At 63.2% G+C, this 11,179-nt stretch carries 15 protein-coding genes; 4 read left to right on the top strand and 11 right to left on the bottom strand.

Going from position 1 to position 11,179, the window contains the following annotated elements; translation table 11 throughout:
* Positions 1-97 precede the first annotated feature (97 nt).
* The 4 genes from K8I61_18685 to K8I61_18670 all read right to left on the bottom strand — a co-directional run bounded on the left by K8I61_18685 (position 98) and on the right by K8I61_18670 (position 2,372).
* Entirely contained in the window at positions 98-358 is a 261-nt protein-coding gene (locus K8I61_18685; GenBank protein MBZ0274072.1) for a MoaD/ThiS family protein, read from the bottom strand.
* A gap of 16 nt (positions 359-374) precedes the next feature.
* The gene (locus K8I61_18680; protein MBZ0274071.1) at positions 375-1,040 is read right to left on the bottom strand and encodes an SOS response-associated peptidase; all 666 of its coding nucleotides are present in this window, start codon (positions 1,038-1,040) and stop codon (positions 375-377) included.
* Between the two features lie 70 nt (positions 1,041-1,110).
* A complete protein-coding gene (locus K8I61_18675) occupies positions 1,111-1,581 on the bottom strand; it encodes an RES family NAD+ phosphorylase (GenBank protein ID MBZ0274070.1) in 471 nt (156 codons plus the stop codon).
* A gap of 161 nt (positions 1,582-1,742) precedes the next feature.
* The gene (locus K8I61_18670; protein ID MBZ0274069.1) at positions 1,743-2,372 is read right to left on the bottom strand and encodes an HU family DNA-binding protein; all 630 of its coding nucleotides are present in this window, start codon (positions 2,370-2,372) and stop codon (positions 1,743-1,745) included.
* 217 nt (positions 2,373-2,589) lie between these two features.
* Between K8I61_18670 and K8I61_18665 the strand changes: the two genes are divergently transcribed.
* Positions 2,590-3,168 (top strand): hypothetical protein, encoded by a 579-nt coding sequence (locus K8I61_18665; protein MBZ0274068.1) that lies wholly within the window; start codon positions 2,590-2,592, stop codon positions 3,166-3,168.
* A 58-nt stretch (positions 3,169-3,226) separates the two neighbouring features.
* Here the strand turns inward: K8I61_18665 and K8I61_18660 are convergent, their stop codons facing one another.
* On the bottom strand, positions 3,227-4,249 hold the full coding sequence (locus K8I61_18660) for a hypothetical protein (protein MBZ0274067.1): 1,023 nt from the start codon (positions 4,247-4,249) through the stop codon (positions 3,227-3,229).
* A gap of 109 nt (positions 4,250-4,358) precedes the next feature.
* On the opposite strand from K8I61_18660, the gene ffh reads away from it, so the two are divergent.
* The 3 genes from ffh to K8I61_18645 all read left to right on the top strand — a co-directional run bounded on the left by ffh (position 4,359) and on the right by K8I61_18645 (position 6,578).
* Positions 4,359-5,783, top strand: coding sequence for a signal recognition particle protein (gene ffh, locus K8I61_18655; GenBank protein ID MBZ0274066.1), 1,425 nt, complete (start codon positions 4,359-4,361; stop codon positions 5,781-5,783).
* Positions 5,784-6,052: 269 nt separating this feature from the next.
* Positions 6,053-6,310: a 30S ribosomal protein S16 gene (gene rpsP / locus K8I61_18650; GenBank protein ID MBZ0274065.1), complete on the top strand. Its 258-nt coding sequence runs from the start codon at positions 6,053-6,055 to the stop codon at positions 6,308-6,310.
* A 46-nt stretch (positions 6,311-6,356) separates the two neighbouring features.
* Entirely contained in the window at positions 6,357-6,578 is a 222-nt protein-coding gene (locus K8I61_18645; GenBank protein ID MBZ0274064.1) for a KH domain-containing protein, read from the top strand.
* Positions 6,579-6,600: 22 nt separating this feature from the next.
* Here K8I61_18645 and K8I61_18640 read toward each other — a convergent pair whose 3' ends face one another.
* The 6 genes from K8I61_18640 to folK form a co-directional block, all read right to left on the bottom strand.
* Positions 6,601-6,774 (bottom strand): hypothetical protein, encoded by a 174-nt coding sequence (locus K8I61_18640; protein ID MBZ0274063.1) that lies wholly within the window; start codon positions 6,772-6,774, stop codon positions 6,601-6,603.
* A gap of 232 nt (positions 6,775-7,006) precedes the next feature.
* Positions 7,007-7,270, bottom strand: a complete 264-nt coding sequence (locus tag K8I61_18635) for a hypothetical protein (protein MBZ0274062.1) — start codon at positions 7,268-7,270, stop codon at positions 7,007-7,009.
* A 49-nt stretch (positions 7,271-7,319) separates the two neighbouring features.
* Positions 7,320-8,381, bottom strand: coding sequence for a beta-N-acetylhexosaminidase (nagZ, locus tag K8I61_18630; GenBank protein ID MBZ0274061.1), 1,062 nt, complete (start codon positions 8,379-8,381; stop codon positions 7,320-7,322).
* 256 nt (positions 8,382-8,637) lie between these two features.
* The gene (locus tag K8I61_18625) at positions 8,638-9,660 is read right to left on the bottom strand and encodes a LysM peptidoglycan-binding domain-containing protein (GenBank protein MBZ0274060.1); all 1,023 of its coding nucleotides are present in this window, start codon (positions 9,658-9,660) and stop codon (positions 8,638-8,640) included.
* Complete coding sequence (locus K8I61_18620; protein MBZ0274059.1) at positions 9,657-10,508, bottom strand: tetratricopeptide repeat protein; 852 nt, start codon at positions 10,506-10,508, stop codon at positions 9,657-9,659. The genes K8I61_18625 and K8I61_18620 overlap by 4 nt, the downstream gene beginning before the upstream one ends.
* Before the next feature lie 268 nt (positions 10,509-10,776).
* A partial coding sequence (folK, locus tag K8I61_18615) for a 2-amino-4-hydroxy-6-hydroxymethyldihydropteridine diphosphokinase (GenBank protein ID MBZ0274058.1) occupies positions 10,777-11,179 on the bottom strand: 403 nt, incomplete at its 5' end.

Raw genomic sequence — 11,179 nt, 5'->3', positions numbered from 1 at the left:
ATCGCGCCCATCGCGCCGCCGTGCGCCGCGATGGGCGCGATCGGGCCTTCGGCGATCGTCGTTGTCACGACGCGCGTTTTCGTATCGGCGGAGTCCGTCATCGCGCACCTCCCTGAACCGGCGGGATCAGCGCGACCTCGTCACCGTCGGCAAGCGGCGTGGACAAAGGCGCGTATTCGCGATTGACCGACACGCGCAGTGTCAGGCGGTCGAGCCGCGTGCCCGCCATGTCGCGCACGCGGGCGAGTGCGTCCGCGGCGGTCGCCGGCGCGGGCAGCTCGACTTCGAACTGCGACCGGCCGAGCGCCTCGCGCACGTGCGAAAAACAAAGAACGTTGATTCGGATCGTGTCGCTCATGCGTCGGCTCGTTTCTTCATGCGCGCGATCGGGCCATCACGCCGTCGCGCGGATCCTGCGGATAATACACCAACCCGCCGTCATCGTTCGGACGCACGATCGGCGCCAGGCGATCCGCGTCGCTCACCGACGGATCGAGCCACGCGTCGAAATCGTTTGGCGAAACGATGACGGGCATGCGGTCGTGCAGCTCCCGCAGCCCGGGCAGCGCATCCGTGGTGATGATGGTGTAGGAGTCGATCGCCTCATCGCCCTTTTCCCAATGCTCCCACAGGCCGGCGAACATCATCATCCCCTCGTCCTCGCGGCGGATGAAATGGGGGATCTTTTTCGCGCCGTCTTTTTTCCACTCGTAGAAGCCGGCGGCCGGCACGAGGCACCGCCGGCGCCGGAACGCCTCGCGGAACGAGGGTTTGGTCGCGACGGATTCGCCGCGCGCGTTGATGAGCGGCGCTTTCAGATCCTTGGGATCCTTGACCCATTTCGGCACAAGCCCCCAGCGCAATTCGTCAACGTGCCGGCCGCCGTCGCGCTCGCGGACGATCGGCGCCGACTGCGTGGGGCTGATGTTGTCGCGGCGCGGCGGGAAGATGTCCGGATTGTCGCGGATGATCTTCAGCACGCGAATCAAAAGTTCCGCGTTCGGCTCGCCCCCGTCGCCTCCGGCGTATCGGCCGCACATGCGCAAAACCCCCCGATCGCGAACGTAGACCGGACCGGCGGGTGCTATCAAGCGGCGACGCGCCCGCGCGTCAGGGGTATCGTTCGACGAGCCGCCCGGAGGGGTCGTGGACCTCGAGAAAATCGCCGTCGGCCAGCCGATCGGGGAATATAGCCAGGCAAATCCCGTGGGGCCGGTTCTTGGACGAAGGGAAAACGAGGCCGCGGATCACGCCGCACATATACGCTGCGCGACCGAGTTCCTGCGTCGGCGGGATCGAACTAACCCCCATGGCATGCAGGGATTGCCAATACCGCCAGTCATTCGTCAACTCGATGTCCGAGGTGTGTAGCGCGTCGCAAATATCGGGCTCGCGAAGATCGAGCAAGTCGGAAACCGTGCCGCGAATCGAAACGAAGACAAGCGGCATGTGTTCGACGGCGATCGGTGCGCCGCCCGGTTGAAATATCGCGGCGCCGACCTCGCACGAAGCTGTGATCGAATCGGCCGCGAGATAGATGGTATCGAACGTTTCTCGCGGGTTGAAACGACCTCCTGTCAATACGGCGCCGCCGGGCCAGAGCGGTCGCGGACGACTGTCCGGAGCGCCGCCTGGAACCGGCTTTTGAAGCAATTCATCCGGGACCGCGCGCGACCATGGACCGTGCGCCGTCTTACGCGGCAGAGTCGGCAGAATTTGTGCGAGCGCCCTCGCGTCGAGCATCAGCTTGGAATCCCGTAATAAGATGCGGCCAGCATGCCATAGACCGCATCGGCGTATCCTTCGCGAATGACTTCAATGGGCGTCCGCATCCCCAAATCGGCGTTCTTGCAGTTGAGCCACGCGCGAATCGTGGCCGGTTCGTGAAAGTATTCGTCGAGGATTTCGAGGCATCGTTTGATAAGAGCGAGCCCCTTTTGAGCCGATTCGCTCGTCGGCGTTTTATGGAGCGTTTGATATTTGACGCCAACTGCGGCCGCGACTTGCGAAAGAGTAATTCCAAGAAAATTCGCCACTTTCACGGCGTCGATCCGACCGGTTGTCTCGTCGTGCAGTTCCGGCAATCGTGACCGAACGGGTTCGTGGTCGAGGGATTGAGAGTCGATCGATCGACGTCGTGCGCGCGGCGTTTGCGATTTTGTCGGAGTTTTCCGGTCGCCGGATTTCCCGTTCGATACCGCCACCTTCCCGATGCCCGGAAAGGTCAGCGTGCCCGATCGTTTGATCTGATCTCCGAGCATGTTCGAAAATTCGTTGACGACGCCGGTCGCCGTCTTTTTCGTCAGGCCGAACTTTTCGGCAAGGTGATCGACGATCTCGGCCTTGGTTTCGAACCTCTTCGCGGCGCCCATATCGCAATCCTCCCAGGACGGTCTACCAAAAATCCACCAAAAATCTACCACAAATCGACCAATGCGCGAAGGGGGGCGGCGCCGCTATTCGGGCGCCGGGCATACCTCGGTTTTGGCCGCGAGCCGGCCCGTTTGTAATTTTCCCCACTCGCTTTACACTGGGAAAACCCTAAAGCTAAGATTTGCGTCGGTGACCTGCAAAGTGGGGTGCTGTTTCGTGGACATCGTGAAGGCCCTCAATGAGATCGAACTTCGGACAAAGGATCTGAAGCACGAGTATGAGCAGTACTTCGCGGGCGAGCGCCGGACCGAGCCGCAAAAGGACCGCAAGAAGATTCAGGAGATCATTCGCCTCGTCACCGCGCAGCACGTCTCCAACACCGGCACGAAATTCCGCTTTCAGAGCCTTCAGGCGACGTTTAACGCCTATCAGCGCCTGTGGGATCGCATCCTGGTGCAGATCGAAAACGGCACCTACGCGCCGCATCGCTTCAAGGCCGACACCCGCGTGGGCAAGCTCGATCACGAAACCGATGAGGTCCTGCAGCACACGGAGGAGTGGAAGCGCGTGCACGACAACGGCCAGGTGCGCCCCGATCCCGTGCGCGAACTGTTCGACGAATATGTCGACGCACGCCGCCGCACCGGCGACACCGCCAAGCTCTCCTACGACGCCTTCCGCGCCTCGCTCGAAAAACAGATGCCGGTGCTGAAGGAAAAACTCGGTGGGCCCGTGCGATTCAAGGTGTCCATCGAAGATGGCCGCGCAAAGCTCAAGGGCGTGCGGGCGAGCTGACTCGCGTCACTACAAAGAACACAAATGCTCCCGGTGCCAGGTTCCGCGCGCATTCTGGCTATCTTGTTGCTCCGAAATAAGACAACCAGATCGTCAGCTGCAATAAAAAATTCGGATCCCATTCCCGGTCGTCTGGACGCAAGGCATCGAGCGACCGGCGTTTCATCGCACCCGTGGGGCGCTTCAGCAGCGCGTCGTCGAACGTCGCCGGAAACGCCAACTCCGACACCGTGCCTTTCGCGCGGACGTCCGCGCGTTTTCGCTCGTCCGTGAGTTCATGGACGGTGTGCGTGCGCGACAGCAAAATCCCGCCCCGCGATTCGAAATCCTCGAATACGACCAGGTGCTCGGACGAGTGCGTCTCGGGATCGCCCGGAAGGTATTTGCGATACGTGAGCACGTACGTCATGCCGACGAGACGCAAGTCCTTCTGCGTAAGGTATAGGCGATACCAATCATCCGGTGTGCTGTTGCCGCCCTGGTCGAACCAGACTTCGACCGCGTGCGAAGGCTCAAAACCGAGTGACGTGCCGTCGTCGTCCGGCTTCAGCGAGAGGTAGGCGTTCGGCGCCGCCGCGGCAAACGGCATCGCTGTGAAGTGATACGGCTTGGTTGCCCAGAAACGCACCGGGAATTCGCCGGGCTCAAGCGTCGTCCATGCCCGTTTGCCCGTCCAGGCGGTACGGCCTTCGACGGGACCATGCACCTGCTGGTGCATTCGCGAGCTACGGATATCGTGCGTTTGCGTGGATGCGTACGGCGGTTTGTCTTCGCGCACACGATATTCGTACGAAAATTCGATCGCGCCGCCGGCATACCAGTTCGCAAGACCGCCGGCCTTTTCGATCGCCGCGAGCGCGATGCGCCCGCCGTTCGTTTTCAGCAACCGGCCTTTCGCTTCCTGCGCCAGATGTTCGATCTCGGCCGAATATTCCGGCTCGGCCGGCGTCGCGGGTGCGGTCGTCGAGGCTTCGTCCGCTCGGGATTCCGTCGCGACAAACGCGATCACGCACACGATCGCAAAAAGGACCGCGGCGAGGGCTCGGCCGATCCGGGCGGGCGTGATTGAACTTGGCGTCATCATCTTCTACAAAGATCGCGCGACTTGACGGGCCGCGTCAACGAAAAAGAGCGAAAACGCACGCAACGCAAACGTCCGGCGCGACACGCGAACCGGGCGCGGGAACGATATGTTTGAAAGCCTTTCCGAAAAACTGAACGACGTCGTCAAAAACCTCAAGGGTCAGGGCAAGCTTTCGGAGAAGAACATCCAGGACGCCATGAAGGACGTGCGGATGAGCCTTCTCGAAGCGGATGTGAACTTCCGCGTCACGCGCGAATTCCTCGCCAGGGTGCAGGAGCGCGCGATGGGCTCGGAGGTCATGCGAAGCCTTTCGCCGGGCCAGCACTTCGTGAAGATCGTGCACGAGGAGCTGACCGAGCTGATGGGCGGCAAGGGGCAGGACCTCACGCTGTCCGGCCGCCCCGCGCCGGTGATGTTCGTCGGCCTGCAAGGCTCCGGAAAGACGACAAGCGTCGGCAAAACCGCGAACTATCTGCGCAAAAAGGGCCGCCGGCCATTTCTGGTGCCCGCGGACGTCTACCGCCCCGCCGCCATCGAACAGCTCAAAACGCTCGCCAAGCAACTCGATCTGCCCGTCTACGCCTCGCACGTCGGGCAGGACCCCGTCGATATCTGCGTCGCCGCGCGGGAGGAGGCCGAGCGCTTCGGGCACGACGTCCTCCTCATCGACACGGCCGGCCGTCTTTCGATCGACGAAGCGATGATGGAAGAGCTGCGTCGCATCAAGGACAAGCTCAAGCCCTCCGAAATCCTGTTTGTCGCCGACGCGATGACCGGCCAGGAGGCCGTCAACGTCGCCAAGGCGTTCAACGACGAGGTCGAGATCACGGGAGTCGTGCTGACGAAGATGGATTCGGACGCGCGCGGCGGCGCGGCGCTGTCGATCAAGGCCGTTCTCGGAAAGCCCGTCAAACTCGTCGGCGTCGGCGAGAAGATGGACGCCCTCGAGATGTTTCACCCGGACCGCATGGCCGGGCGCATCCTCGACATGGGCGACATCATGACGCTCGTCGAACGCGCCGAGGCCGCGATGTCCGAGCGCGAGGCTCAGGAGCTCGAACGCAAGCTGCGCAAGAACGAGTTCACGCTCGACGATTTCCGCAAGCAGCTCGCGCAGGTCCGCGGCATGGGGGGGCTCGATTCGCTGATGTCGATGATCCCCGGTATGGGCAAGTTGAAAGCGATGAGCGGCCTGACGCCGGACGAGGGCGAGTTGACGAAGATCGACGCGATGATCGGCTCCATGACGCCGGATGAGCGCCGCGACCATACGATCATCAACGGCAGCCGGCGCCAGCGCATCGCGCGCGGTTCGGGCACGACCATCCAGGACGTAAACAATTTGTTGAAAAAGTACGCCCAGGCCAAAACGATGATTACGAAGATGGCGCAGATGGGGGGCTTGGGCGGCGGCATGCCCGGAATGCCCGGCATGGGTGGCTCGATGCCGCCGGGCCTGGGAGGCGCCAAGGCGATGAAAGCCGCGCGCAAGGCGATGGGGAAGCCGGGCAAGAAGAAAAAACGACGTTGAGAATTGGGAGTTGGGAATTGGGAATTGGGAATTGGGAATGAAATCGCAGAATCGCGATCCGGCGGAACACAAACGATACGAACCGCGACCGTCAGGGAGCGGGTCAACGCCGCCTTCGCGTTCTTTGGATATGACGCGCCCTTCGCGTTCTTTGCGTCTTCGCGGTGAAGATTTCGGATTGCCGCTTGTTGAATCCCGCGATTTCGTGTAGAAAACGCCCCGCAACGCCGCTGGGTGGCGACGCCGCCCGCTTTATGGATGGGGAACCGATGCCGCTGGTTATGCGTCTGACGCGCATGGGCGCGAAGAAAAAGCCGTTTTATCGCATCGTCGTCGCCGATTCGCGCTCGCCGCGCGACGGCCGCGTCGTCGATTTCGTGGGAACCTACGACCCGAGCAAGGAAACCGCGGGAGACAAGGTTTCGCTTGACCGCGATTCCGTCGATGCGTGGCTCGGCAAGGGTGCTCAGCCTTCCGTCACCGTCCGCAGCCTCCTGAAGGCGCAAGGTATCAACGTCGGTGCCTGACGGGAATCGCCGCGAATCCGGCGAACGGGACGCGGATCTCAAGGACATGATCGAGTTCGTCGCGCGCGCGCTCGTCGAGAATCCCGGTGACGTGCACGTGGACGAGATCGTCCAGGGCGGTCAGACGACGTACGAGCTGACCGTCGCCGACGACGACCTGGGCAAGGTCATCGGACGCGGCGGGCGCATGGCGCGCAGCCTGCGCACGCTTTTGGCCGCGGCCTCGCTGCGCACCCGCAAAAAGTCGCACCTCGAAATCCTCGAGTAGCGCCGCTCACACGGATCGCCGTTTATTTGTCGATGTACCGCCGGAAAAAGGCGGCAACGTCGTCGTTCGACGCGGTGTGCGTCGCGACAGCGAGCGTGATATCGACAAGCTCGTCTTCCGGGATTCGGAACACCAGGTCATTCGTTTTCAAAAACATCACGGCGGACGCCGCGCCGACACGCTTGTTTCCGTCGATGAACGGATGATTGGAAACAAGATGAAAGAGTTACGCCACCGCGACTTGCGCGTTATCCGTTTGAAAAAGCACACCGCCGAATCCGGATTGCGGCGCGGCGACGGCGGACTCCAATAAACCCAGGGTCTCGAACCCCCATGGAGCCGCCGTACTCACGAATGCAGCTTTCGTGAATTTCGATGACCTCGATGATGGACAGGAATGCCGGGTCGAAATGCGCGGACATGAGGAATTATTCAGCGAGTCGTTTCAACGCTTTCGCGTACTCGCGATGCGTTTCTTCAAGCGCCTTCGTAAACCTCTCGCGGCGCTCTTCGTCCTGCGTCATCACGATTCGAATGGCGTCTCCGCCGACGACCATATCCACGAGCGGTTTGTCGAGATCGACGCCGATTGAACGCAAATCCTCGGCGCCAAGCTCGATAACGTACTTTTCCCCGCGCTTTTCGACAGCAATTCTTCGCGTGCGCTTCGTGTCTTTTTCGTTCCGCGCCATGTAACGATGGTCCGCCTTTCGATTCGGTGCGTCAAGCCGCGCGGCGCAATCAACCGCTCGCGCTTCGAACCTTCTCGGCGAGCGCCTCGTGCTCGCCGTGGCCGATGACCGAAAGCGGCGGGAGCGTTGTTCGCGGCGGGAAGCGCCGATTCCATTCCACGAGGCGCTTGTCCGAATCCCAAATGGCCTCTCGTTTCCAGCGGCGGCCGCGCATCGCGTCGTAGATCGCGGCCGCGGCTTCCTCTTGCCGATCCGCGCGATGGCAGACCAGCAGCAAATCGCAACCCGCGAGAAGCGCGAGCACCGCGCCCTCGCCGACGCCGAAATTGTCCGCGATCGCCGCCATCTCCAGGTCGTCGGAGATCAGCGGCCCGTCAAACGGCAACGCGCGCACGAGATCGAGCACGCGGCTTGTCAGCGTCGCCGGCCATTCGCGGTCGATGCCGCGATAGATCACGTGCGCGGTCATCATCGCCGCGACGCCGGCGCGCGCGGCCTCGGCGAACGGCACCAGTTCGACGCCCGCGAGGCGCCGCGCGTCGGCGTCCGTTTGCGGCAGCGCGACGTGCGAGTCCGCCTCCGTGTCGCCGTGGCCGGGCGCGTGCTTGGCGCACGCCATCACGCCTTCGTCCTTCATCGCGTCGATAAACGCCCGCACGCACCCGGCGACTTCGTTCGCGTCGGACGAGAACGCGCGCCGCCCGATGACGGGATTTTGCGCCCACGTCAGCACGTCGCACACCGGCGCGAAATCGAGATCGATATCGACCGCGGCCAGCTCGCGGGCAAGAAAACGCGCGAAGCGCGCGATATCCCCGGCGTTTCCCGCTTCGGCGAACGCGCGCGCGTCGGGCCACTCGGTGAACGGCGCGCGCAGGCGCTGCACCTTGCCACCCTCCTGATCGACCGCGACGACGAGGCGATCGTGCCGGCACAGCTCTCGATACCGGCGCACGAGGTCGCGAAGCTGTTCGGGCGACTCGAAGTTGCGCGAAAACAGGACGATGCCGCCGGCTCCCAGCTCGGTCAGCGCGAAACGCGCCTCCGGCGTCACATCGACGCCCGGCACGCCGACGATGAGGCGCTTGCCCGCGTCGTGGATTTTCAGCATGACGAAGATTGGAAGGCGGGAAGTCCAAAAGTCTGGAAGTCTGGAAGTTTGGAAGTCCGAAAGTTCGTCGCAAGGCGCGTTGCGGCGGCTCGGTCGTTCGGGTTCATCAAGTCCATGATGTCCATGACGTCCACATTGTCCATCGTACCCGTGCCCGCGCCTTTCCGGCCCCAATAAAAAAACCGGGGACGCGCGGCGCGCAACCCCGGATGCCCCGTGTTGTACCGCGCCGCGGCGCGGGCCGCGGCGGATGCGTCTAGTCGATATCGCTCTGGATGCGGTCGCCGACCGCCATCTCGCGAAGCGAGTTCGTGACGAGCGCCGTCGCGTTGTCCGGCTCCACGTGCACCACGATGAGGTTGCCGATGAAATAGCCGGGCAGACGGCTTTCGTCCTTGCTCTCCCGCCAGATGGAAAAGCTGTTGCCGACCTCGACACCGTCTTTCATTCCCACGTCGATGAACACCGTTTCGAATTGGCCGAAGTTGATGCGCTCGGGATGGAACGCGACGATGTTGCCTTCGAGGTCAAGGCTCGTCTTGTTGAGCGTGACGGTGTAGCTGTCGCGCGGCATCATGACGACCTTGTCGGCCACGGCGATCTCCGCGGTGGAGCGGACGATGCGGCCGGTGTACACGACGCGCCCGTTCTTGAGCGTGGTCGAGTTGGTCGTTTCGATCTCGCCGAGCGTCTCGATCATGTTGCCGAGCGAGCCTTCTTTCGGGCTGCGCACCGACTCGCGCTCGCGATAGACGGTGAAAATGTCGCCGAGCTGGACGTTCGTTTCCTCGGGCATCGTGAAGTAGATGTCGTGGTATTCGCCAAGCAGGAGGCTATCGTCGATCTCGTCCACGATCTCGCCGGACTGCTCGATCTCGGCCTTCGTGATGAAATCGACCATGTTCTGCTGCGTCGTGTAGTAGAACGTCGGATCCCACCAGTCCGCCGGCGCGAGGAACGACGGCTCGCCGCCCTTCCACGCGTACGACAGGCCCTCGACCAGCCGGACCTTCAGCTTGTTGTCCGGGTAGATCCAGTGGGGATCCGCGATATACGGGTTCAGCTCCCAGATCGTCGGCCACAGCCACGGATCGCCGTAGAAACGCGTGGAAAGATCCCACAGCGTGTCGCCGGACGTGATGGTGTATTCCATGATGTCCGTTTCGATGGCGATCTGGTTGGGCGGCGTCTCCGCGGGCGCCTGGTCGGTCTCGGCCACCGCCGCCGAAACGGCGACGAAAAGGCCAAGGGCGATTGCAAGGACGAGTCTTGCGGTCATCGGGCGTCCTCCTCGGGGGACTCGAGTTGGGCAAGCTTCTCAGAGGCCCGGCGCGCCTCATCCGTGCCCGGATGAAGACTGACGACGGACTTGAACAATTCCCGGGCCTTTACCTTTTGCCCGAGAGCAACGGCGCACTCGGCAAGACGATAGCGGGCCTGGGGCGCGTACGATCCCGCGCCCGATGAGAGCACGAGTCCGTAATGCCTCGAGGCCTGGGCATGGTCGCCAAGCCGTTCATAACTTTCGGCAAGCAGCATCCGCGCGGCCGCCGCGTCGTTCGTTGAACGCGGCGCCGCCAGATAGCGGCCAAGTTCGTACGCCGCGAGGCCGTATTGTCCCGCGCGATGGTGCCCGCGTGCCACCGACAGGCCGTCTTCCGACGACGGGCGATCCGCGTCGCCGCCCTGCGCGGGCGGAATGACCACGGGCGCGCCGGCCAGGGACGGCGGCGAGGACGAAACCGCGGCGCCGGGCACATAGCCTTCGCCCGCGGCCGATCCGAAGTCTTGCGTCGGCCCGCCCGAAGGCAGCGGCGCCGACTCCGTCGCGGGCGCGACGGGCGTGGTCTCGCCGATGTAGATCGTCGGCGTATCCATCTCCGAGCGCATCTTGCGGATCGAGTCGCGGTTCGCCTTGGCCGTGTCTTGAAGCAACGCGACGGAGTTGTTCAACTCCTCCATCCGCAGATTCATGTTGGCGAGCGTGCGTTGCATTTGTTCCATCTGCGCGCGCAACTCCGCCGACGAGTCGACGGCGGGCGCGGACGTTTTGCCCGCGACGCACCCCGACACGGCCAGAGCGACGATGACGATCAGCCCCAAAGGGGCCACGGTACGTGCGTTCATCTCCAACCTGACATGGATCGAGCTTGGCCGAAGGTAGCCCAGCGCCTCGCCGAATGTCAAGAATCCCCTTTATTGACGCCGACTTCGGACGGTTTTCCGCAAGCGACGGATGAAGAACATTCACCACAGAGGACACGGAGGACACGAAGGGAAGCTAAGGCAGAACCGGCGGCATGCACGACAACGGCCAAACGCGCCAAGAGTGCGGGCAACTTTCACTAGCGATTCCTCACCCGATTTCCTCTGCGTTCTCTGTGTTCTCTGTGGTTCAAGTCCACCCGGGTACGTCGACCACCGTCGCCCGCGCGTCATCCGCGCACTCCGCCAGCAACGGGGCGACCTTTTTGCCGGTCCCGGGAACAACGGTGTCCGGCGCGATGTCCGCAAGCGGCGCGAGAACAAAAAGCCGTTCGGCAAGGCGCGGATGCGGGATCGCGAGGCCCGGCTCCTGGATGATGCGGTCGCCATAAAGGAGAATGTCGAGATCGAGCGTGCGGTCGGCCCAGCGCTCCTTGCGGATGCGCCCGGCCGCGGCCTCGATCCCATTCAACAGGCCGAGCAGTTCCCGTGCCGAAAGCGTGGTCGCCGCCGCGACGGCGGCGTTCAGGAACGGCCGCGTCGCCACCCCGCCGGCCGGCGGCGTTTCGTACACTCGCGACACGGCCACGACG

It is taken from the genome of bacterium, from assembly GCA_019912885.1.
Classification (GTDB): Bacteria; Lernaellota; Lernaellaia; order JACKCT01; family JACKCT01; genus JAIOHV01.
This window is presented reverse-complemented; position numbering and strand designations above follow the sequence as displayed.